The 21959-nt window shown below is 40.9% G+C and carries 20 protein-coding genes and 3 tRNA genes; 13 read left to right on the top strand and 10 right to left on the bottom strand.

Going from position 1 to position 21959, the window contains the following annotated elements; translation table 11 throughout:
* Positions 1-17 precede the first annotated feature (17 nt).
* From KFV02_RS01820 to dnaA, 9 genes are all read left to right on the top strand, one after another.
* Complete coding sequence (locus KFV02_RS01820; RefSeq protein ID WP_252379828.1) at positions 18-1076, top strand: protein-glutamate methylesterase/protein-glutamine glutaminase; 1059 nt, start codon at positions 18-20, stop codon at positions 1074-1076.
* Positions 1077-1236: 160 nt separating this feature from the next.
* On the top strand, positions 1237-3174 hold the full coding sequence (locus KFV02_RS01815; RefSeq protein WP_252379827.1) for a HEAT repeat domain-containing protein: 1938 nt from the start codon (positions 1237-1239) through the stop codon (positions 3172-3174).
* Between the two features lie 4 nt (positions 3175-3178).
* On the top strand, positions 3179-4060 hold the full coding sequence (locus tag KFV02_RS01810; protein WP_252379826.1) for a CheR family methyltransferase: 882 nt from the start codon (positions 3179-3181) through the stop codon (positions 4058-4060).
* Between the two features lies 1 nt (position 4061).
* Entirely contained in the window at positions 4062-4457 is a 396-nt protein-coding gene (locus tag KFV02_RS01805) for a PilZ domain-containing protein (RefSeq protein WP_252379825.1), read from the top strand.
* A 110-nt stretch (positions 4458-4567) separates the two neighbouring features.
* Positions 4568-5317, top strand: coding sequence for a ParA family protein (locus KFV02_RS01800; RefSeq protein ID WP_252379824.1), 750 nt, complete (start codon positions 4568-4570; stop codon positions 5315-5317).
* A gap of 64 nt (positions 5318-5381) precedes the next feature.
* Entirely contained in the window at positions 5382-6086 is a 705-nt protein-coding gene (locus tag KFV02_RS01795; protein WP_252379823.1) for a chemotaxis protein CheW, read from the top strand.
* Between the two features lie 14 nt (positions 6087-6100).
* On the top strand, positions 6101-6472 hold the full coding sequence (locus KFV02_RS01790; protein ID WP_252379822.1) for a response regulator: 372 nt from the start codon (positions 6101-6103) through the stop codon (positions 6470-6472).
* Positions 6473-6643: 171 nt separating this feature from the next.
* Complete coding sequence (locus tag KFV02_RS01785) at positions 6644-9346, top strand: chemotaxis protein CheA (protein ID WP_252379821.1); 2703 nt, start codon at positions 6644-6646, stop codon at positions 9344-9346.
* A 547-nt stretch (positions 9347-9893) separates the two neighbouring features.
* Positions 9894-11231, top strand: coding sequence for a chromosomal replication initiator protein DnaA (gene dnaA, locus KFV02_RS01780; protein ID WP_289510027.1), 1338 nt, complete (start codon positions 9894-9896; stop codon positions 11229-11231).
* Between the two features lie 31 nt (positions 11232-11262).
* Here the strand turns inward: dnaA and KFV02_RS01775 are convergent, their stop codons facing one another.
* The 3 genes from KFV02_RS01775 to KFV02_RS01765 are packed head-to-tail and all read right to left on the bottom strand — an operon-like array spanning position 11263 to position 14309.
* Positions 11263-12009 (bottom strand): UPF0280 family protein, encoded by a 747-nt coding sequence (locus KFV02_RS01775; RefSeq protein WP_252379819.1) that lies wholly within the window; start codon positions 12007-12009, stop codon positions 11263-11265.
* A gap of 45 nt (positions 12010-12054) precedes the next feature.
* Positions 12055-13164, bottom strand: a complete 1110-nt coding sequence (locus KFV02_RS01770; RefSeq protein WP_252379818.1) for a glycosyltransferase family 4 protein — start codon at positions 13162-13164, stop codon at positions 12055-12057.
* A 26-nt stretch (positions 13165-13190) separates the two neighbouring features.
* A complete protein-coding gene (locus KFV02_RS01765) occupies positions 13191-14309 on the bottom strand; it encodes a glycosyltransferase family 4 protein (RefSeq protein WP_252379817.1) in 1119 nt (372 codons plus the stop codon).
* Positions 14310-14410: 101 nt separating this feature from the next.
* Between KFV02_RS01765 and KFV02_RS01760 the strand changes: the two genes are divergently transcribed.
* Positions 14411-15238 carry a glycosyltransferase family 2 protein gene (locus KFV02_RS01760; RefSeq protein WP_252379816.1) on the top strand — a complete coding sequence of 276 codons (828 nt, stop codon included), beginning with the start codon at positions 14411-14413 and terminating at the stop codon, positions 15236-15238.
* Here KFV02_RS01760 and KFV02_RS01755 read toward each other — a convergent pair.
* The 7 genes from KFV02_RS01755 to KFV02_RS01725 all read right to left on the bottom strand — a co-directional run bounded on the left by KFV02_RS01755 (position 15198) and on the right by KFV02_RS01725 (position 19254).
* A complete protein-coding gene (locus KFV02_RS01755) occupies positions 15198-15578 on the bottom strand; it encodes a molybdenum cofactor biosynthesis protein MoaE (protein WP_252379815.1) in 381 nt (126 codons plus the stop codon). The two genes, KFV02_RS01760 and KFV02_RS01755, sit on opposite strands and share 41 nt — an antisense overlap.
* A gap of 90 nt (positions 15579-15668) precedes the next feature.
* Entirely contained in the window at positions 15669-15986 is a 318-nt protein-coding gene (locus KFV02_RS01750; RefSeq protein ID WP_252379814.1) for a TusE/DsrC/DsvC family sulfur relay protein, read from the bottom strand.
* A 248-nt stretch (positions 15987-16234) separates the two neighbouring features.
* Positions 16235-17974 carry a YcaO-like family protein gene (locus KFV02_RS01745; protein WP_252379813.1) on the bottom strand — a complete coding sequence of 580 codons (1740 nt, stop codon included), beginning with the start codon at positions 17972-17974 and terminating at the stop codon, positions 16235-16237.
* Positions 17975-18008: 34 nt separating this feature from the next.
* Positions 18009-18779, bottom strand: coding sequence for a class I SAM-dependent methyltransferase (locus tag KFV02_RS01740; RefSeq protein WP_252379812.1), 771 nt, complete (start codon positions 18777-18779; stop codon positions 18009-18011).
* 107 nt (positions 18780-18886) lie between these two features.
* Positions 18887-18961 (bottom strand) — tRNA-Gly (locus KFV02_RS01735).
* Positions 18962-19071: 110 nt separating this feature from the next.
* Positions 19072-19146, bottom strand: a tRNA-Cys gene (locus KFV02_RS01730).
* Between the two features lie 33 nt (positions 19147-19179).
* A tRNA-Gly gene (locus tag KFV02_RS01725) sits at positions 19180-19254 on the bottom strand.
* 172 nt (positions 19255-19426) lie between these two features.
* On the opposite strand from KFV02_RS01725, the gene dksA reads away from it, so the two are divergent.
* The 3 genes from dksA to KFV02_RS01710 are packed head-to-tail and all read left to right on the top strand — an operon-like array spanning position 19427 to position 21677.
* Complete coding sequence (gene dksA / locus KFV02_RS01720) at positions 19427-19789, top strand: RNA polymerase-binding protein DksA (RefSeq protein ID WP_252379811.1); 363 nt, start codon at positions 19427-19429, stop codon at positions 19787-19789.
* Between the two features lie 15 nt (positions 19790-19804).
* Positions 19805-21289, top strand: a complete 1485-nt coding sequence (locus KFV02_RS01715) for an NFACT RNA binding domain-containing protein (protein WP_252379810.1) — start codon at positions 19805-19807, stop codon at positions 21287-21289.
* Positions 21290-21320: 31 nt separating this feature from the next.
* Positions 21321-21677, top strand: a complete 357-nt coding sequence (locus KFV02_RS01710; RefSeq protein ID WP_252379809.1) for a hypothetical protein — start codon at positions 21321-21323, stop codon at positions 21675-21677.
* The last annotated feature ends 282 nt before the right edge of the window (positions 21678-21959 follow it).

Raw genomic sequence — 21959 nt, 5'->3', positions numbered from 1 at the left:
TGAGTAGGAGTGAAAGGATGATAAAAGTTGTGGTCGTTGATGACTCTGCGTTCATGCGTAAAGCCATAAGCACAATGTTGAAAAAGGATCCTCAGATTGAAGTAGTGGCTGTTGCTCGTGATGGGGAGGAAGGTTTGGAAATGGTGCGCAAATACGACCCTGATGTAGTGACCATGGATATTGAGATGCCCAAAATGGATGGGTTAACAGCTTTAAAGCACATCATGATGGAAATGCCCAGGCCGGTGATCATGGTCAGTTCTTTAACTACTGAAGGGGCAGAGGCGACCTTGAAGGCTATGGAATATGGAGCCGTTGACTTTATACCTAAGCAATTATCCATGGTCAGTTTAGAAATCGTCAAGATCGAGCACGAACTAAGAGCCAAGGTTAAATCTGTAGCCAAGAGAAAAAATAAACTTAAGGTTATCAGGCGTGTTAAGAAGAAGGTTTCTGACACTACCAAAAAACAGAAAAAAATAGCTACTCCAAAAGGGAGTCTTATCAGAGATATAGTAGCTATTGGAGTGTCTACTGGTGGGCCTCCGGTGGTTCAAAAGGTACTATCAGAACTTCCAGCGGATTTTCCAGCCTGTATTTTAATCGCTCAACATATGCCAAAGGCTTTTACCGGACCCTTTGCCAAGCGTTTGAATGAATCCTGTAAGCTTAAGGTTAAAGAGGCAGAGAATGGGGATGTGGTTAAGCCCGGCCATGTCTTTGTTGCCCCAGGTGGTCAGCATATGAAAATAGATCAGAAGGTGAGCCGTATTGATGTGTTAGTAGACTCTGAGCCTCGTCATGTGTTGTATAAACCCTCGGCTGATGTACTCATAGCCTCTGTTGCCACTGGTGTGGGAAAAAGGGGGCTGGGAGTGATTTTGACAGGCATGGGTAACGATGGTTTTTTAGGTATAAAGGAACTGAAGAAGAAAGGTGGGAAAGCGATTGCCCAGAGCGAAGAGTCTTGTGTAGTCTATGGTATGCCCAAAGCTATTGTAGAAGGAAATTTGGCTGATGCTGTTGTTGACGTAGAGGAAATGCCGCAGACAATAATATCATTTTTATATGAGTGAGTTGTTATTTGGATAAGATTATAGAGTTTTTTAGTTTATTAAGATTTGTATTAGTTTATATCTAGACAAAAAATGATAATTTTGGCTAAGTTTATTGTTAAATAGTAAGTTAAAATAATTCAAAATTCCCTAAGTTAAGGGTATCGTGTGGGAGTTGGTTATGTCCCAGCAAATGACAAAGGATAAGGTTTTGGATTTATTGCGGAGTAAAAGTTGCGATGAACAAAGAGAAGGTGCTTTTGCTGCCAGAGACTTAAACTGTCAAGAAGCTGTACCTTTACTAATAACTTTGTTGCAAAGTGACAATGTTGGTGTGCAAGAAGCTGCCGAACTGGCGTTGCGCAAAATAGGCGGGAGAAGAGCAGTTAACGGTCTGATCCCTCTGCTGAGAAGCGATAGCGCTTCTATCAGAAACCTGGCCATGGATATATTACGCCATATAGGACATGAGGATTTGGAGAGCTTGATTAATCTCCTTAAAGATCCTGATCCGGATGTCAGAATTTTTGCCGCAGACATCCTGGGTACAAGTAACTCGCATTTGGTTGTGCTTCCACTGTGCGAGGCTTTATTAAGAGATCCAGAAATCAATGTCCGTTATCAGGCCGCTGTAAGTTTGGGTAATTTGAAAATAAAAGAGGCTGCACCATGTTTACACCAGGCTCTGGAAGAAGACGATGAATGGGTACAATTCGCCGTTATTGAGGCTTTGTTAAAGATTAGGGATGATTCTTCTATTAAGGCTTTGATCGGGGCCTTGGACAAGAGCTCGGAACTAGTCGGGTCAATGATAGTTGATGCTTTAGGCGAGATGGGCAACATTAAATCTGTTCCTCTGCTTTTAAAAAAGCTTGATTCCTCGTCAACAGCTTTGCGGAATAAAATAATAAAAGCCTTAGTCAATATTTTGGGTGGTAAGTCATTGACCTTTCTTTCTGAGGCTGAACGAGAAAAGTTCAATGAGTATCTCTTAGTGGCTTTAGATGATGATGAGGAGGAAATCCAGGACGCTGCTATTTCAGGCTTGAGTTTTGTCGGCGACAAACGGGCAACGAAAAAAATTTTGGCTCTGGCTGCCAAGTTAGATCCTGATAAGGATCACGAACGGTTGATGAAAATTATCGCTGCTTTGGAGGGTATTGGAATAAATGAAGAATTAGTTTCGGGCCTTAAATCCGATCATGATCCCCAGGTCATAATTTGTATCAAGGTTTTGGGCCGAATAGGCGGTAAAGAGGCAGCCAGGTTACTCATGGATATTTTTTGGGAGAAGCACAGGGATATACAAAGGGAGTTGAGTCTTGTTCTTATGAATATTGCCGGCCATGAAGCCCGTGACTTTTTTGTTCATGTCCTTGAAAAGCATACCGACGGCGACGTGATTAAGTGTGCTTTGAAGTTTTTAGGCCAAAAATTACGAGATGAACAGGTCGTGGACAAACTGTTCGAATTTTTAGACCATCCGTGGGATGATGTTAAAGAAGCAGCTCTGGATGCGATTCTGGGCATTGGCGGAGAAAAGGTGCTGGCAAAATTTAAACAGATGTTTTCTAGTCCAGATCCAATGTACCGGTTAATGGCTGTGTATGGTTTTGGTAAATTAGGGGCCAGGGAGTGTTTAGAAGAGTTGAAGCAGGCTTTGGAGGACGAGGTTCCTGATGTACGCAAAATTGCCTTGGAAGCCATTGCCAGTGTGTGTGAGGAGCGTAATGGGGTTTTGGAAATAATATCGGACAAGCTCTATGACGAAAACAGAGAAGTACGTCTGACTTTAGTGGAGTTAATGGGTAAATGTTCGCATAAAGAAAGTATACCTTATTTACTTGAGGCTTTAGAGGATGAGGATGACTGGGTAAAGGTCAGGGCGCTGGAGGCCTTGGGACTAAGAAAGGTGAAGGAAGCTTTGCCCCCGATTATTAATTTGCTTCAAAGTCCAAGTGAGTTGGTTAGGATTAAAGCCATTGAGGCCCTGGGCGAAATTGGGGGGCGAGCTGCTTTTCGAGCTTTAATCGATGTTTTGGATAGTGACAATGAAGAAGTTCTGAACGCAGCAGAAATGGCCTTAGATAAGATCCAAGAAGCTATGGAAAAGGAATAATAAAATGGCTTCATTATTTTCCAAGACAATTACTTTAAGAAATGATTTAAAAATTACCGATAAGGAATTTTTCCAACTTCGCGATTTTATTTACGAGCAGAGTGGAATTTATATAAACGACAATCGAAAATACCTATTAGAAAATAGACTAATCAATCGGTTAAAAGAACTAAACTTAAAGAGTTTTGGTGAATATTATTATTTTTTAAAGTATGATCCAGGACGCAAGCAGGAGTTGAATCGTCTTTTTGAGGTTATAACCACGAATGAAACCAGCTTCTATCGTAACCCTCCCCAGCTTAAAGTATTTCAGGACATAATCCTAAAGGAAGTTTTGGACAAGCAAAGGGCCAAGGGTCAAAAGAAGTTGCATATCTGGTCTGCCGGTTGTTCTACTGGTGAAGAGCCGTACACTATTTCTATGATTTTACATGAGGTTCTAAAGTTGGAGATAAATTCTTGGCAGATTAAGATTACTGCCAATGATCTATCTGAAGGAGTCCTAAGGAGTGCCAGAAGAGGTGTTTATAGTCAGTACTCCTTGCGTACAACTCCAAAAGAAATAATTGCCAAATACTTTATTGATGAAGGAAATGGGAAGTACAGGGTTAAGCCCGAGGTTAAGAAGCTTGTTTCTTTTGGACAGCTTAATTTAAGTGATAGATTTCAGGTTAAACGGGTTGAGCGATCGCATATTATTTTTTGTCGTAATGTTATTATTTATTTTGATGATGAAATGAAGAAAAATGTCATTGCTTCTTTTTATGACAATTTGCTGCCCGGAGGTTATTTATTCATCGGGCACTCTGAGTCGCTGCACAATATATCTAGAGCCTTTAAGCCAATTCATTACCCAGGGGCTATTGTGTACAAAAAAGAGGGATAAGATGTCTGTTCAAAACGATCGGCGTAAGTTTGTTCGGTTGCCCAAAAATTATAAAGTAGAAATATGTGAGCTTGTCTTTCCTTTAAGCCGGCAGAAATGGTATCGTCTTGAAAGTGTGGATATTAGTGCAGGAGGCTTACGCATTAGATCTCCCCAAAAGTTTTCTCCCGGACAAAAGGTACAAGTGAAAATTTTTATTCCTCGTTTGAATAAATTTCATCCCAGCTTTTTTAAAGTTTTTGAAAGCGATGTGGGGCAATACTTAAAGGCTGTGGCTGAAGTGGGCTGGGTCAAAGAAGTTTTGCCGCTTACCAAGTATGAATTGGGCTTAAAATTTATTGATATTTATGATGATGATTGGCGGGCGCTGCATAATATGATTAAGCATTTACTCTAACAACTTAAATGGATTAAGTTGGTATTCTGCCTGGATCTGAAAACTTCTTAACCTGAGGGAACTATTTAAAGCTATGAGCTATTCCGCTTTTGGCGTGAGAATATGAGCCAATGTCTACTCAGGTGCTGTCTATTGCTAACCAGAAAGGTGGGGTGGGTAAAACCACGACCACTTTGAGCTTAGGAGCTGCCTTGGCTCGGCTGGGTAAAAGAGTACTGGTTATGGACCTGGACCCCCATGCTTGTGCCACTATTCATCTATCGTTTTTCCCTGGAACATTTACTTGGTCTGCATTGGATATTTTTAAGGGGGGTGAAGTTAGACGAGTTATTTACAAACAAAAGTCTTTTGATTTTGTACCCAGCCATATCCAACTTTCAGATCTAGAGTCGGATCTAAAAGATGTTCCGGGTAAAGGTTTGATTTTAACTAATTGGATAAAGAAGATTAGTACCGATTATGATTATATCCTTATAGATTGTCCGCCACAAATGGGAGTGCTTTTGGTCAATGCGCTGGTGGCAGCGGACCAAGTCATTATTCCCATTCAAACAGATTTTTTGGCTTTGCACGGTCTTAAGCTTATTTTTGATACGATGCGTCTTTTAAATAGAGTTCTAAAAAGACCTATCCATTATCGTACCTTGGCCACCATGTATGATCGCCGGGCAAGGGCTTGCAGGCGGGTTTTAAAACTTTTGCGTCAAAAGATGGGTGCGAGGATGTTTTCAACGGTAATTAATACAGATACGAAGTTTAGAGAAGCTAGTGCTAAAGGAAAGGTCATTTTGGACTATGCTCCGAAATCTAGGGGTGCTTTAGAATATATGCAGCTTGCTCTAGAGATTATTAAGGCATGAAGTAGAGACGTGCAAAGAATACCATTTTTAGCTCTTGAATTTTAAGCTTTGAGAGTACCAAAACATGAAAACACCAGAAGAATATTTTCAAGAACAGGATTTTGACTCATTGGAAAAGAGCGGACTACAGGAATTTAGTCCTGAAGAAAAACAATTTTTACAAAAGTATTTGGGTCATGCCGATCAAAAAATACTTAATGAATTAAAGGAGGAAGTGGCTCTTGAGTCCCAAGATAGTGGAGTGCTCCGAGAATTGCCTCAAGAAAAGAACTTGAAAGGTACCAAACACCAGGTACGATTGACGGATGCGAAAATAGATGTTGAGCAGTCACTGAAAAAAAGTGTCGACGTACAATTGGTTAGTTTTTTCTTAAATGAACAAGAATATGCCTTGCCAGTTGAAATTGTATCCGAGGTTGTTCGTTATGTTTCGCCTACAAAGTTGCCAGGAACTCCTGACTATCTTGCTGGCATAATTAATTTAAGGGGACGAGTTACACCGATTGTCAGACTTAATAGGTTGTTAAATATTGTTCATGATGCTGACGAGAAAAGATTTATTGTGGTTTGCAAACATCGAGGATTACAGTTGGGAATTTTAGTGGACACCATTGCCACCATGTATCGCGTTGCCCAACAAGATATTGAATGGGGCTTGGAAGTAAATCTAGGAATCAGTGGCGAATTTATTTCCGGACTGATAAAAGGTAAAGAAAAGCTTATTGCGATTTTGTCTATAGATCGTTTGGTTGGACAGTTAATTGATTAATTAAGGGGGGTAGTATGTCCAAAAAGCATGTACTGGTTGTTGATGATTCTAAGACAGTGCGAAATTTAGTTGCTTTTATCATGAAAAAGGAAGGTCTCCGCGTAACTACCGCTGAAGACGGACTGGACGGCTTGGAGAAACTGTACTCAAACCCGGATATCGATCTCGTTATTTCAGATATCAATATGCCTAAAATGGATGGTTTTACTTTCATAAAAAACATTCGAGAACAAGAAGCTTATCGTGATTTGCCTATTATTGTTCTTTCAACCGAAGGACAGGAAAAAGACATTCAGGAAGGACTGAGCTTGGGAGCAAACTTGTACATGGTCAAACCCGCACAACCTGAAAAGTTGGTACGTAACGTAAAAATGCTTTTGGGCTAGGAATATGGTTTAGTTTTTTTCATAGGAGTAAATATAGCATGTAATTTTTTATGAAAATTATTCGAGTTTAGTAGATTTTATTATATATGAACTAGTTTATTGGATTCGTTGGCATAATTTTTGATTACCTTTAAAAGCATTCGTCTTTAATTTTAAGCGGAGAGTATGTGAATGAGTCAGGATTTTTTTGATCCGGAAATATTTGCTGATTTTGTAGTTGAGGCCAGGGAACATTTGGAAACTATTGAACCAAAGCTGTTGGAGTTGGAAAAGGATCCGGAAAATTTGTCTCTTATAGATGAGATATTCCGGCCTATGCACTCTTTGAAAGGTGCTTCTGGCTTCCTGGGGTTAAAAGAGATTAATGCCTTGGCCCACAAGGGAGAAAATATATTAGACGAGTTGCGTAAAGGCAAAATGAAGCTTACCCCTACGGTTATGGATGTGATTTTAGAAGCTACAGATGCTCTGCGGGAGATGATTGATAATTTGGAAGCGTATGGCAATGAAGGAGATGTAGATACAGCACCGATCATTGAGCACATTGAACATTTGTTGGAGGGGAGAGAGATTAACTCTGGAAATGATGTTAAAAGTAAGAACGATGCCGATGAAGGAAATGATGTTGAGAGTAATTCCGATGAAGAAACAAAAGATTTTTATGCTTTAACTCTGGCAAGTGAAGAACACTTGGTAGATTTTTTAGATGAAGCTAAGGAGCTTATTGAGAATATAAATTCTTCATTGCTGGAGTTGGAAAAGAGACCGGATGAAAAGGAGTTGTTAGATGATATTTTTAGATATTTTCATAATATAAAGGGCAATAGTGGCATTATTGGCTATAGAGAGTTAAATGCTTTGACCCACGCAGCAGAGACTTTGCTGAACAAAGCACGGAATAACGAAATAGAGATTAGCAGGGAGTTAGTTGATCTGCTTTTGTCAACTGTAGATATGATGGAGGAACTGGTTGGAAATATTGATAAAGAAAAAGGGCTGGTAAAGCCTCAAGATATTTCGCATCTACTTTCAAAACTAGAGGGTATAATTAATGACCAAGATACAGTGGCTAAAGAAAACGAGTCCGAAGATTCTGCTGATCTTAAGGAAGAACTCCAAAATGAAGAAAATGACGAAGATGAATATGAACTAAATGAAATAGATCCTGAAGATGTGCTTATTTTCGAGCACACAGTAAAACAGCAATTTGAAAATATTGATTTAGCCTTAAATAAGCTGACTCAAGATCCGACCCAAAAGGATTTTATAGACGCCCTTTACCGATCTTTTGTGACCATCCAAAATTCCACTGGCTATATGGGCCTTGAGGAAATAAAAAAGTATGCCCAGCGTACCGCTGACTTGGTTGATCAGGGCCGAAATTCAGATATGGATTTTTCTCTCATGCTCGATCTCCTGCGTCAGGAAATAGATATCCTTAAGGATATGCTTCAGAAAGAGCTGGATAAACTAAAGGCTGGCCTCAATAAAAAGGAGAAAAAGGGAAAGGTTGAGGCAGAAGATTACAGGGCTGATGAGAAGAAAGAGGAAAAAATTGCTGCTGAGCCTGGTGAGCGGGTTCAGGAGAAAACAGAGCTCAAAAAGAGTAAAGTCAAAACACAGGTTTCAGGAAAAGCCAGTCCAACATCCAAACCAAAAACGAGTCCGGCCATCTCCTCAACCATCAGGGTTGATCACTCTAAGTTAGACCATTTGATGAATCTTATAGGCGAGCTGATTATCAATCGGAATCGTTTTACTATGTTGGCCAAAGAATTGGAAGAGGGAAAAGATCCAGCGGAGGTGGCTCAAAAACTCACTGAAACTACGTATTCCATGGCAAGGATTTCTGATGATCTGCAAGTGACAATTATGAATGTCCGCATGGTACCGGTGAAATCTGTTTTTGCAAAATTTCCCAGGTTGGTCAGGGACTTAAGTCGTAAAAGCGGAAAAAAAATCGAGTTGATTACAGAAGGTGAAGAGACAGAGCTTGATAAAAGCGTGATAGAATTGATCGGCGATCCGCTAGTCCATCTTATACGCAATGCTATTGATCATGGACTTGAACCGGAAGAAGAGAGGAGGCGCTTGGGTAAGCCTCCAACCGGCAAAGTATGGCTTAGAGCCGCGCATAAAGGAAATTCTGTAGTCATTGAGGTTGAGGACGACGGTCGTGGCATTGATCCGGAAAAAATGCGGGAGAATGGGGTTAAAAAGGGGATTATCAGCGAAGAAGAAGCCCAGAATATGGATGATCATCAGGCTATTGATCTTATTTTTGCCCCTGGGTTTTCTACGGCAGAAAAGGTTACGGATATCTCTGGTCGCGGTGTAGGGATGGATGTGGTCAGAAATAACATAAAAAGTTTAAAAGGAAGTATTATTGTTCAGTCAGAAGTTGGGAAAGGGACTAGGTTTACCATTACTTTGCCTTTGACCCTGGCCATCATTGACGCCCTGATGGTTAAGGTCGCCGGTGATAATTATGCTATTCCTCTGGATGCTGTATCAGAGACAACCAAGATAGAAGCAGCAAAGTTAAGTGAGGTTAACAAGAGAAAGGCCATTACCTTGCGTGGAGAAGTGTTGGGTATTGTAGAATTGGCCAAACTTTTAGAGCTGCCTGTTGAAAAGGATGAACGTCAAATTTTGCCAATTGTCATCATCTCGGTCAATGAACGCCGGTTGGGTTTGGTGGTTGATGCCCTACTAGAAAGACAAGAAATTGTTATTAAATCCCTGGGACATTATTTGGGTGAGTTACCTGGCATCTCGGGTGCTACCATTATGGGTGACGGTAATGTCGTTCTAATTTTAGATCCGCATGAAATCTATCGCTTGGCAACTACCCAGGCAACACTTGTCAATTAAATGACATTATTTTTCAGTTAAGTTTGTTGATGAGAGTAAATTCCAACTATATTTCTTAATCCAGTATAACTCAGCCTTAAATTTACTCTCTTGTCTCTCCCTTTCTTCCAGGGGAATACCGGACCTGTGCCATTAACCCTAAAGTTTAATGATCGTTCTTCCGAAGTCTTCTGATTTTTTTGATTTCTCCCTTTATCCTCTTAACATTTAATCAATGACATTATTTGAATTACGAATCATGATGGACTTTTACACTTTTGTTGTTCTTATTTAAGATATTTTTTAAAATTTGAAGAAAATCGGAGAAAAATTAAAATTATTCCTGTTGAAAATTTTTGTGTTGACTGTGGAAAGAAGAGTGAGGGGCAAGTGTAAGCCTGTTATATACAGGTGTTAAAGGGGGTGAAAAAAGGCCCATAAAATCAACGAATAAAAAAGGTTAATAAAATTAATATGTTGTCTTGTAGATTAATTTAGGGCTAAACTCTCCCAAAGTTTCTTTTTTGAGCTTGCTTTAAGATGGGCAAAATGTTTATTTCCACCCGTTATGAATGATTCTTGGCAACGTATGCTGAAAATTCTTGAAAAATGCCTTAAACCTGGCATTTTTCAAGTATGGATAAAACCCCTTCAGGCCGATTTTAAGGGACAGGAGCTCATTTTAGAGGCCCCGAATGAATTTGTGGCTAGTTGGGTTAGAGAGCGCTTAAAGGGACATATTTTGGAGGCAGCCAAAGAAGTTCTGGGGCTTGCGCCCAAAATTTCAATCTGTTCCAGCAAAAAGGCTCCTGAAAAAATGCCACTAAACCTGGGGCGGGCAAAAGTAAAAGAGCAACTAGGGTTACCTATTCACACTTCTGTTCCCAAGACAACAATAAACTTCCGTTACTCTTTTGATAATTTTGTTGTTGGCCCCTGTAATGAATTGGCATTTGTGGCATCCAAGACTTTTTGCTCACAGTCTATTTCTTCGGACCAACTTTTTCTTTGTTCTGGTCCCGGGCTTGGTAAAACTCATTTGGTCCAAGCCGTGGGCAAAGAACTTAGCTCCGAGTGTAACAGGTCAAATGTGCGTATTGCCTATTTGACCGCGGAAGAATTTGCCTGTCACTTAATTATGGCCATCAAGTCTAAACAGATAGAACAATTTAAGGCAAGGTTCCGAGATAACATTGATATCTTACTGCTGGAGGACATCCATTTTTTTCAGGGCAAGGAAAAGATGCAGAATGAGTTTTTATCTACCATCAAATCCTTGCAAAATCAGGGGAAGAAGGTAGTTTTTTCCAGTACATTTTTGCCCAGAGAGTTGGATGGTGTTGATGGTCACCTGGTTTCTCGGCTGTGCCAGGGCTTTTTGGCTGTTATTGAAAAACCGGATTTTGAAACCAGAGTAAAAATTGTCCATAACAAGGCCCGAAGCTTTCAGGTAAGTATTCCTGAAGAAGTAGGCGAGCTTTTGGCAGAAAAGATTCAAAATGATGTCCGGCAGTTAGAGAGCTGTTTGCAGAACTTGATATTTAAGGCGAAACTTCTCAAGGAAAGAATCAGTTTGGATTTGGCCTGGCAGGTACTCAAAAATTACGGCCTTGAGGAGCAAACTTTTGACTTGAAAAAAATTATACAGTTTGTTGCGGGGGCCTTTGATTTGCCTGTAGAAGCCTTAAGCTCAAAAAGCAGGAAGAAACAATGTGTCTTGGCCCGCAATACAGCCTTCTATCTTGCCCGCAAGTATACCGACCACTCTTTAAAAGAAATCGGACAGCAATTCAATCGACGTCACTCTACGGTGTTGAAGGGTATAGCCAATGTGGAGCGCGAAATCAGCAAGCAAACTCCTTTGGGCAGACAACTTGCAAAAATTATAGAAAGGCTTGAGCAGTAGGCTAACCGTGAGACGGGGGGGAGGATGGAGGTTAAAGTGTAATTATCTCCATGTCCCCCCATATGCCCACATGTTCATCCAACTGGGCAAATACCCCTGACACCCCTTTTCCCCTCCACTCCTTAGCAGTCTTTAGAACCCTGGACAGCGAACCTCTGTTTTGTAATTTATTGTTTAAAGCTGTAGCTGCAGCATCAGCTATGGCGCCATCTCTGGCCTTGACAACTACCAGGTCTCCCTGCCCGAGGCTTAGAGAATGGCCAATGGTAGCTGAAGACGAGCATAAGGCGCAGGGAAAATCTTGCTTGGGGATTAAGAGACCTAAATATAGATTATCTTCAGGGTGGGCCAGGAGACCAATCTTCCTATCTTTCGTGGAATACATATACACGTCTCCACCGTTTTCAACTAAAAGATTGGGTGAAAGCGGGTGAAATTTTTGGGCAACCTCATGGGCTATAGCTCCGGCTACCGCAGCCATGGGGCCGACATCAAACAATTTTCCTGCGTGTGCCATTTTCTGGATTATGCTTGGAGCGCTTTTCGGGACCGAAACTGGTTTTAGACTGGTCAAGAATTCAGGATGGAGATCAATGTAAGCTTTTATCTGTGCCCTGAGTTTAATCACTTGGTCCAGGGTTTCATTTTTTAAATCAACTTGGCTTACTATCCATAAATCGCTTTCCTCTACCACAACCTGGTATCCAAGTTCATTTTTATCCGGAGCATAAAGTTCTCGGTAGGTGCGCAAAGGATTTAAGTGGATTTTTTTTCTCATAGCCCTAACTTCTCATTTTTTTATTCACTGATTTCCTCAGCCCCTTCAGGCTCCAAGAATATTTAAAAAAGTTTTTTTATATTCTCTAAGGCCAGCGCGGATGTTCTCTGGCCAGGTAAAGGCAAGCCTTTTTTGTTTGCTGGCCAGGAGGATTTTTTCGGCCAGATCAATGTGATTTGTGGGGTCTTTAATAACCAAGTCTTGTGATAAAAAGATACTACTTCCGTTATTTTGACTGGAGACAACAGGGATTCCAGTCGCCAAGGCCTCTAAAACAGCATTGGAGCAGGCATCATAAAAAGTAGGCAGAACAAAGATATCGCTTGCACGGTAAAACGAGATCATGTCCTTAACTTGTCCCATAAACTTGACTCGTTCAACTACATTAAGCTTTCTGGCCAAACGTAAAAAATAGGCTGGATTTCTTTTCCCTGCCACGATGAGATAGAATTTATCTGGTAAAAGGTTTAGGGATGAGATTAATTGGGCTACGCCTTTGAGCATAAAGTTGGTTCCTGCTGTGGAAACGATAATTTTATCTTTTGGCAGGGAAAATTTGTCTCGAAGCTTTAGCTTTATTTCGTCTTTGGCAGGAGAGAACCTGGATAAATCAGGTTGGTTGTAAATGATTTGAAAGTCTTTTTTACTAAGAAAAGGATAGGCTTTGATGGTCCAGTCCCGGACTAGATGGGAAACAGCTATTAGATTTTGACTGTTTCGCAACTGAATCATTTCAATAGCCTGGGTGAATCTATTCCCCGGAGAGATGCGGCGTCGAAACATCTTGAACTTTCTCGAAAATCCCTCTGGATAGGCTTTTTTACTGAGCTCCCAGAAGATTTTTGTTGGTCCGCCACTAAGCCGTAATACATCTTGCCTGAAGGTATTTCCAAGACCCACGGTAAGGTCGAAATGTTGCTTACGCAGAAAGAGTTCCGCACGCATGGCATACCAGAAGATTTTCATGGCCTTTCCCAGAGGAGGCCTGCCGAGACATGTCACATTTACTCCTCTGGGCGGAGTTGTTTCTTTTTTGGCGCAGATAAAATGGACATCAAAGTCAGGGGCAAGATAGCTGGCTAAATTATAAGAGAAGCGCTCTGCTCCTCCGTAAAGGCTTAGTTTGGGCAAAAGAAGAGCGATTTTTGGTTTCATTTTTAAGTTTAAAGTTCGAAGTTTTTTTAGTTCGACGTTGCCGTTAGCCCTTTCTTATAAACGTCAAGCGTTGCCTGCAGGAAATCCTGGCTGGTGAGATTAGACATTGTCTTCCGTGCTGTCTTTTTTAGTTGGGTATAAAAATTGTGATCAAAAAAGGCTTTATAGATTAATCTTGCCAACTCTTCTGGATCGCCAGGGGGAACTAGAGCCTCTGATGGTAGTAAATCGGGCATAACTCCTACCCGAGTACTGATTAAAGGAACCTGGCAGGCCATGATTTCAAGGGCTGCCCTGGCAATTGCTTCGGACCACAATGACGAAACAACACCTAAATCCAATGCCAGAATATAGTCACGGACGTTTTTTGCTCGTCCAGTGATGTGAGTGATGTTTTCAATCTCATATTCCCTGAGCCAATCTCTGATCTGTTTTTCGGGCAGTGCAGAAGAAAATCCTATCAAGAGCAGCCTTATGTTTTCAATTTTCTTTTTGTGGTATAAACTTGCAACTGCCTGAATCAGCTCTTTTTGCCCTTTGACCCGGTCAAAGCGTCCCAGAAGCCCAACAACAAAATGCTCGTTGCTAAACTCTAGTTCATTGCGTATTTTATCTTTGATTGTGGCATCAAAAAAGAATTTTTTTTCATCAACCCCGCCGGGTATTAGATAGAGTTTGTCTGCTGGGATTTTAAACTCTTGCCTGAAATGGTTAAACATAAATGAGTTAGTGGTAACTACAGCCTGACACAAACTCTTATGCAGCCAAATATTGACAGGATTTTTTTTGGGCAGCCTTTGATCGCCCCTGGTGCGAACCAGCGAAAAGTTTTTTAGCCTTCTTTGCAATAAAGCCCAGAGAATAAATGCTTCCCCGCGATGACAATTGACAATATCCGGTTTAAATTTAAAGATTAGTTTTTTTAGCTCGTTATATAAGCTAATAAATTTTATCGGATTTTTTGTGTTTAAATCAATACACTTTGTTTCAAGCCCCCACTTGAGGCTCTTATGATAGGGCTCTGTATCTTTTAAGGTCAGAACCAAAACATCATGGCCGGCTGTCTGAAGCAGTTTGCCTAAGTAAAGCCCATACCAGGCAGTGGCATTAAACCAGCGAACATTAATAACCTGGATAATTTTCATGGTTCAACGTTCAATGTTCAAGGTTCAAAGTTGAAGTTTTAAACTTACCTCTGACAATCAACGTAGAACGTTGAACTTTGAACCTTGAACGTGTTAAAAAAATGTTGATTTCAGTGATCATACCTACTTTTAACCGTGGCCAGTATATTGTGGATGCCGTAAATTCAGTGCTTAATCAGACCTGGAAAAAACTGGAGCTGATCGTGGTGGATGATGGCTCAAATGATCAGACCAGGGCCTTGTTAGAAAAAATTAAAGATAAAAGGTTCCATTACTTTTATCAAGAAAATAAAGGTGTATCGTCTGCGCGTAATTTTGGTCTTAAAAAGGCAAGAGGGGACTTTCTAGCCTTACTTGATTCTGATGATTATTGGTTGCCGGAAAAACTTTCGGTGCAGCTTAAGTTTATGCTCGAAGGAGGTTTTCACATTTCCCAGACTCAGGAAATTTGGATTAGGCGGGGCAAAAGAGTCAATCCTATGTCCAAGCATACTCAGCCCGGGGGATGGTTTTTTGAAAAATCCCTGCATTTATGCTTAATTAGTCCCTCTTGCGTTCTTTTTTCCAGAAAAGTCGTGGAGGAAGTTGGTTTTTTTGATGAGAGGCTTACCGCATGTGAAGATTATGATCTCTGGCTTCGAACCCAGCTCAAATTTCCTGTAGCACTGGTCCCCTATCCCTTGGTAATCAGAAGGGGCGGACATTGTGATCAATTGTCCAGGAAAATAATAGGGCTGGATCTTTATCGCATTTACTCCCTTTTAAAGTTGCGCACTTTCCCAATGAGTAAGGATAAAAAAGAGGCCCTGAAAAGGGTTTTAGAAAAAAAGGTCAGCATCTATATCTCTGGTTGTCTGAAAAGGGGTAAGTTTGAGGAGGCCGAAAGGATTAAGGAGTTGTGGACCGAGAATCGACAACTTCTTTTTTAGAAATAGCCTCTTTTTTCACCTTATCTAAAACTTCTGCCAATACGGGCTTGACATGTTCCCGGATATCACCAGCCACAATTATAAATAATAGGTCATCCCCCGGCTTCAAAGTTCCTTTTTTAGCTTCAATGATGATTTTGTATATGCCTGGTTTTTGTTCAAATTCTTTTCTGATCTCTTCGATTTTTTCAAAGTCGGGCGTTACCTCTATGGCTTGGACTTGGGCTTTGTCTTTTCTGGACCAGGCTCGAACAACACCATTATGGACTAGGATCATGCCCACATTTTGAGTGAAAAGGGGCTCTTTTTTCATTTCAGCAATTTTTTTGGATATATCCATGCTGTTCCTTCCTTGTTTTGGAGTTGTAAGAGTTTAGATAAAAAAAGCGGACCCAAAGGCCCGCTTTTTTCTTTTCTTAATAGAAAATAATTATACACAACCAGTTGGCTTGGGCAGTCCAGCCATTTTACAGGCTCCCTTACCAGGTCCAGATGGGAAGAGCTCATAGATCTGTTTCAGCTTGTAACCTGTAACCTTAGACAGGATACGAACCATAGGAGCGATACCATTTTTCTTGTAGTAATCTTGCAAGAAGTCGATAACTTTTTGATGGTCTTCGGTGATCTCTTTGATACCTTCGCTTTCCTTTACATATTCTACCCATTCTGGACACCAGTCTTCAAATCTTTGCAGGAAACCGTCTTCATCTACTTCGAATTTTTTTCCTTTGAACTCTACAACTGCCATACTGACTACCTCCTTAAAATAGATTTAAAAAAAATTAACCTCAAAAGATACTGACAAAGTCAGTAACCATTAAATCCCAACCTCGGGGATTTTGCCATGTAATTTTTTCAATGCAAACTCCTTATTCCTTAAATGGGAGAAAGGATTTTTGTCAATGCCTTTTTAACTTGCTTGGACTTTAAAAAAAGCAACAGGCTGTAATTATTGAAAAAAATTAGAAACAAAATTTTAAAAAATATATATAATTTTTAACTTAAATCTAATAATTCATTTAACTGTTTGTTTGCGAAGTCAAGGTTTGGTTCTAGTTTTAGAGCTTCACTCAAGAGTTCTATGGCCTTTTCTTTTTGGCCCAAAAATTTGTAGCAGAGTCCAAGATTGGCTAAGTCTACAGCAGAGCCCTGGTCGAGGTTTAGGGCTTCCTGAAAGTTTTTGGCTGCTTGTTCAAACTCCTTTTGCTTGAAAAGGGCAACGCCTCGCAGGTTATAATATTCTTTTACATCAGGACTAAGGGCTATGGCTCGATCAAGGTGAGGTAAAGCCTCAGACCATCGACCTGCCTGGGTCAGGGTATAAGCGTAGTAAAATGCAGCTAGCCCTTTTTCTTCGTTGTCCGGTTGTAGAGGTTCAGACTTGGCAAAATGATCAGCTGCGAGTTCGAGTTTATTAAGCCGTAAAAAAGCGAGTCCCTTAAAAAAGGGTATGAAATAGCTTTGCGGATATATTTCTGCCAGGGTGTCTAACTTTTTAAGGGCCAGTTGTGGCTCTTCTTCCTCAGCAATGATTCGTCCTACAAAAAGGCCTAGAGATGCGTTTTTGGTTCGTTCCCTGAAACGAAAGCCAGGGATTATATTATAATGCGTTGCAATGCCGAGTTCCGGGTGGGAGGTTGAAATGGAATAGAGGCGAAAACCTAAGGAGGCCAGTCTGTTACACAATTTTTTGAGTTCTAAATAAATATCGTCGTCTTCTAAACTAGGAAGTTTATCAAGAGCGATTTTTTCTCCTTGCGTAAGCCAGTGGATTTGGTCCAGGCTGGTGAATTTAGACAGACCAGAAGCTTCATAATTACTTCCTGACTCGAAGTCTCCGGCCAGTTGAGCTATTTCTGTCAACGCTCTAATAGCAGCCTTGTGGGGAGAGGTGGCTGTGCCCGCGGTAAAGACAATTTCACTGGAGGCTGGAAAGGTTTTCGGGTCATAGGCCACAGCCCCTACGGTTGGGGCTGGCATGTCCAGGGAAAAGTCTTTGAGCCAGACTTTAATCCCTTGTTTTTTAAATTTTAAATAGAGTTCTTTTAAAATAGGATCAGAAAATGTGTCTGGATCAATAGTTGGTCTGATGAGACGCTGTTCATCAATTATGGCACAGGTATGGCGTTCGATTAATTCGCACGCTCCTTGTAGAATGGATTCTTCCGCTGTGTTGCCTGCTGAGGAGCCATTAAATTCATTTAATTTTTTAAACCAATCAAAGGGCAGGTAACACTCTTTTTCCGTATCTATTTCAGTGGCTGAGGTAAATTTCCACTGGACAAGATCGAGTATCTGCCTAGCATTAGATGGAGGCATTTGTTCCTGGACAGAGTGCAAGATTTCTTGCACAGGCAATAATTTGGAACCTAATGACTTTTCTGCTTCAGACCAGGTTAGGAAGCGAAATCTTTTCTCATCTTGAACAAAGTTAAAAAAGCTAAAGCGTTCAACAAGTTCCATTAAAGCGGAGGCTTGGGCCTGAGCAGGAGATGCACCTTTGCCCATTTGTTTGCGCGTGGGCATTACCCCCCGGGCTTTGGGGCCGCAGATGCTCATATATACAGGGATGCCCAGTCGTCCGGTATCTATGCGTTTGAGTTCAGCCAGGATTTCTTGTCCCCAGTTAGCCAGGACTTCTTTGACTTTAGCTACTGTATGTTCGGGCGGAGTAGCTTTGTCCAGATCTTTAGAATAACCTTTAGGGCAAGGTTTAAGAATGATTTTTGTGTTCATGGCTGAGTTTGTCGGGTTGAGTTATTAAAGTTACTTAGTTTTTGCTCTTAGACCTTGGACCTTCGGAAATGTACTTGGGATGCAGCCGATAAATAGTGCATAAAAAGCGTTCTTCGCCTTGGGAGTCGGTCTCGCTTTCCTGGCGATATCCTATGGTCTTTTCTGCTATTTTAAAGTCCTTAGGGGCAAGACGAAAGAATTTTTTGGCTGCCCTACGATAATCTTTAGCAAGTATTACTTCGGCGTGGGGAGTTGTTTTTAGATGGGCCGAAAAGAATTTGATCAACGGTCTGTAGCTTTCCTCCTGGTACAAGACTTCCGATCCGAGGATATAGTCAAATTTTTGGTTTAGGCGGTCTTTGGTGAAATCAACTTTGGCCACTGTGGCTTTGTGTTCCAGGTTGTTTTTCAATATATTAATCTTAGTAAATAACAAAGCATCATCACTATAGTCTGAAATGACAACGTCAAAGCCTTTCAATGCCGCAAAAAGTCCGCATAATCCAATGCCTGCCCCGATTTCCAAAAGTGTCTTTTGGGTAGTTGGTGGCTGCATGGAGTTGATAAAATAACTGAGAAGAATAGATGCTGGCCAGATTTTGGCCCAAAAGGGAAGTTCTATTTTTTGACCAGGTCTGGCTTCGTTGACCAACTTGTCAATATACTGGTCCATTTCCGCGATTTGAAGGATTTCTAAGGTGTGTTCACCTACTTTGACAGGCTCAAAATAGGTTTCGAATTTAGAGTTGGCTATTCTAAGAAGTTCTTCCAATGAGTTTTCTAGTGGATATTTAATCTTAGACAAGAAGCTCTCCAAGTATTTTATTTTCGCTTGGGCTCATAATTTTTTTTGTCTCCTGGGTCAACACAGAACTGCAAAAAAAAACCCGCCATTAGGCGGGGTGTCTTCTGTGGAGCGGGAGACGGGATTTGAACCCGCGACTTCAACCTTGGCAAGGTTGCACTCTACCACTGAGTTACTCCCGCGTATTTTTTGAAGATAAGAAGTTGGGATGACAAATAGTTAGGAGAATCCGTAGTTGCAATTTTAATCATATTCTCCAAACTTCTCAATTTCTTATCTTCTCATTTTTTTCTGGAGGCGGCATCCGGATTTGAACCGGAGAATGGCGGTTTTGCAGACCGCTGCCTTACCACTTGGCTATGCCGCCTATTTCTATGAGTTTTTTTAATTTAGTCCGCACTGGAGCGGGAGACGGGATTTGAACCCGCGACTTCAACCTTGGCAAGGTTGCACTCTACCACTGAGTTACTCCCGCTCAAGCAGAACAGGTTAATATACAAGGCTTTTTAAGCTGTCAAGAAAAAATTGTATTTTTATCTCCTCAAATTTGATAAGGTTTTAGATAAAGATTTTGTCAGCTCTTTACTTTTTATACCTTATAAGTTATCCGCCCAACCATAATATAAGAATTAGTAGGAGGGTAAGATATGAAGCCGGCTGATATTGAATATTTCCGTGATTTGTTAAAACAGATGCGCGATGAGATTCAAAAAAAAGGCGAGGATACCATTGAAGATATGACTGAGGATGTACAGGTCTATGCTGACCCGGCGGACAGGGCTACAGCCGAATCCGATAGAGCCTTTACTCTGCGTTTAAGGGACAGGGATCGTAAATTGATTCGTAAGATTAATGAAGCCCTAGAGCGTATAGAGGATGGAAGCTTTGGTATTTGTGAAGAGTGTGGTGAAGAGATCGGTATCCCCAGGCTCAAGGCCCGACCTGTAACAACTCTATGTATAAAATGTAAAAGCAGGCAGGAGGAAGAAGAGGCCCTTTTGGGGGATTAGGGGTCTGTATAACAAATGGAGGCCAATTTTTTTCGTTTTGTAGCCGATGAACTTAAAGAAAAGTTTTCTGGATCGCGTATTGGAAAAATTTTTTCACCTGCACGCGAACTATGGAGTATAGATTTAGGCCGAGGTGGTTATTTGATTTTACGATCCTCCCGCAAGGGAGGGTTTTTTTTTCTTTCTCCTCAGAAGCCTGAAAATCCATTAAATCCTTCAGCCAAAGTCATGTGGCTGCGAAAGCAGCTAAAAAACAGGCGTATTTTAAAAGTAAAGAATATCTGGACTAAAAGAAGGTTATATTTAGAGCTGTCCCCCGGGCCGTTTAAGTATTTACTCTTGGATCTTTGTCAGGGGTTGGCTCTTGTTCAAGAGGTATGTGATGATGAAAATGTTTATTGGCCTTCGTTAGAGGAAATTTTTAGCCGTAAGGATATCTGGAAAGAATACCCACAGATCTCTCCGCCTCTTAGAAAAATTCTTGCCCAGCTGGACCCGGAGGAAAGTAAAAAGTTATATGCTCGGATCATGTCCGGCCAGGTGAACGAATTTTATCTCCATCACAGGGATGGTCAAAATTTAAATGTACTTTGCTGGAGGCTTAAAGATACTCCTGCTGTGAGTTTTAGTTCAGCTTCAGAAGCTGCCTACGTTTTTGGTTTTCCCAGAGTAAGTGAACTTGTGAATCAGGTTTTTGAAAAGCAAAAGGAGAACCGGAATAAAATAAAAAGAATCCGCAGAAGGTTGGAAAAGCTTGAGCAGGACGAGCAAAGGCTTAAGAATATGGTCGCGGAGAAACAAAAAGCTCTTCTTATTCAGGCCAATTTATACCGCCTTGAAGCCCGGGCCAAGGAAAAGCAGGTTTCTGTTATTGATATGGAAGGTAAGAGAATATCATTAAGCCTGGACTCAAGTTTGAGCATCAAAGAAAACATGGAGAGAATTTTTGCCAGGGCAGCCAAAGGAGAGCGGGGGCTTAAATTTATTGAACAGCGCAGGAGACAATTGATTCAAGAACTTGACGAGGTTCAAAAGATTGGTGGTCAGAAGATAGAAAAAAAGAAGAAAGAAGAAGTTAAGCCCATTGTTTTATCCAGAAAGTTACAAAAATTAAAAGTCTGTGTTTATCGATCGTCTGAAGGTTTTATTATTTTGCGAGGAAAGAATAAAGAGGCCAACCACAAGCTTTTAAGTTTTGGAGCCAGTTCTTTTGACCTTTGGTTTCATGCACAGGGTGGGCCTGGGGCGCACGTCATTTTAAAGCGCGACTATCAAGATCAAGAGGTTCCAGAAAAAAGCATCCTGGAAGCTGCTGCTTTGGCTGGTTTGTTCAGTTATCAAAAAGATGCCGGGCAGGCCAAGGTAATCTGTGCCCTGGTTAAAGATGTGCGAAAAGTAAAAGGATTTGAACTCGGTCAGGTAGTGGTTGATAAGGTTTTAAAGACTATGGTTGTGCCTCTAGAACCGGGCCTTGAAGATAGACTCAAAGTTGATGTCTGAAAGAAGAAATTAGAATGTAAGGAGGAGCTTAATGTTAAATAAAGTCAAGACTCTGTTTTTTATAATTTTTGTTTTAGCGTTAATAGGCTGTACTCAGGAAACCCAGAACAGGCTGTCCAGGTCCATTCAAAACTGGACAGGGACTGATGGGGTACTTGACATTTATGCCGGGGATAAGTTGGTTAAGAGGTTTATTAAAATCGATAAATTGTCCACAGCTTATGGCACCTCTGATCGTAAGCCAAGATCTTATCGCTACGGCTATGGATATTTAGATAAAAATTTTAACCTCAAAGTGGATCCTGGAGAGAAGAAGGTCTATTTTGAGATAAGTGATTATGCAACCATGTATGTTTTTTATGAAAATCCTGAGCGCGATAAACCTTAGGGCGTCATTTCTATGCTCTTTGGGAGTTAATTTACGAGCACATTTTCTTCAAAGCTGACAAAGACCTGGACACATCTATTCCCCAAGCTTCGCCAAGATGTGTTGACCAAGCCGTTTGTAATGAATTTCAGAAATTGTGCTCTGCAAAAGTATTGAAACTCAACTTTCTCGTATGTTTACATCACCTGTTTTCAAATTTAAGAGATAAAGAAATAAGAATTTAGGCGTGACAGACCGTTCAACTTTCTGGTGCATCAAGACACCGTAACTCAGCTTTTGGTC

Source organism: Desulfovulcanus ferrireducens (genome assembly GCF_018704065.1).
GTDB classification, from domain to species: Bacteria; Desulfobacterota; Desulfovibrionia; order Desulfovibrionales; family Desulfonatronovibrionaceae; genus Desulfovulcanus; species Desulfovulcanus ferrireducens.
This window is presented reverse-complemented; position numbering and strand designations above follow the sequence as displayed.

Bases quoted from the DNA above. Each gene is read 5' to 3' on its own strand.
- KFV02_RS01820 (WP_252379828.1), top strand. From the start codon at position 18: ATGATAAAAGTTGTGGTCGTTGATGACTCTGCGTTCATGCGTAAAGCC.
- KFV02_RS01815 (WP_252379827.1), top strand. From the start codon at position 1,237: ATGTCCCAGCAAATGACAAAGGATAAGGTTTTGGATTTATTGCGGAGT.
- KFV02_RS01810 (WP_252379826.1), top strand. From the start codon at position 3,179: ATGGCTTCATTATTTTCCAAGACAATTACTTTAAGAAATGATTTAAAA.
- KFV02_RS01805 (WP_252379825.1), top strand. From the start codon at position 4,062: ATGTCTGTTCAAAACGATCGGCGTAAGTTTGTTCGGTTGCCCAAAAAT.
- KFV02_RS01800 (WP_252379824.1), top strand. From the start codon at position 4,568: ATGTCTACTCAGGTGCTGTCTATTGCTAACCAGAAAGGTGGGGTGGGT.
- KFV02_RS01795 (WP_252379823.1), top strand. From the start codon at position 5,382: ATGAAAACACCAGAAGAATATTTTCAAGAACAGGATTTTGACTCATTG.
- KFV02_RS01790 (WP_252379822.1), top strand. From the start codon at position 6,101: ATGTCCAAAAAGCATGTACTGGTTGTTGATGATTCTAAGACAGTGCGA.
- KFV02_RS01785 (WP_252379821.1), top strand. From the start codon at position 6,644: ATGAGTCAGGATTTTTTTGATCCGGAAATATTTGCTGATTTTGTAGTT.
- dnaA (WP_289510027.1), top strand. From the start codon at position 9,894: ATGAATGATTCTTGGCAACGTATGCTGAAAATTCTTGAAAAATGCCTT.
- KFV02_RS01775 (WP_252379819.1), bottom strand. From the start codon at position 12,009: ATGAGAAAAAAAATCCACTTAAATCCTTTGCGCACCTACCGAGAACTT.
- KFV02_RS01770 (WP_252379818.1), bottom strand. From the start codon at position 13,164: ATGAAACCAAAAATCGCTCTTCTTTTGCCCAAACTAAGCCTTTACGGA.
- KFV02_RS01765 (WP_252379817.1), bottom strand. From the start codon at position 14,309: ATGAAAATTATCCAGGTTATTAATGTTCGCTGGTTTAATGCCACTGCC.
- KFV02_RS01760 (WP_252379816.1), top strand. From the start codon at position 14,411: ATGTTGATTTCAGTGATCATACCTACTTTTAACCGTGGCCAGTATATT.
- KFV02_RS01755 (WP_252379815.1), bottom strand. From the start codon at position 15,578: ATGGATATATCCAAAAAAATTGCTGAAATGAAAAAAGAGCCCCTTTTC.
- KFV02_RS01750 (WP_252379814.1), bottom strand. From the start codon at position 15,986: ATGGCAGTTGTAGAGTTCAAAGGAAAAAAATTCGAAGTAGATGAAGAC.
- KFV02_RS01745 (WP_252379813.1), bottom strand. From the start codon at position 17,974: ATGAACACAAAAATCATTCTTAAACCTTGCCCTAAAGGTTATTCTAAA.
- dksA (WP_252379811.1), top strand. From the start codon at position 19,427: ATGAAGCCGGCTGATATTGAATATTTCCGTGATTTGTTAAAACAGATG.
- KFV02_RS01715 (WP_252379810.1), top strand. From the start codon at position 19,805: ATGGAGGCCAATTTTTTTCGTTTTGTAGCCGATGAACTTAAAGAAAAG.
- KFV02_RS01710 (WP_252379809.1), top strand. From the start codon at position 21,321: ATGTTAAATAAAGTCAAGACTCTGTTTTTTATAATTTTTGTTTTAGCG.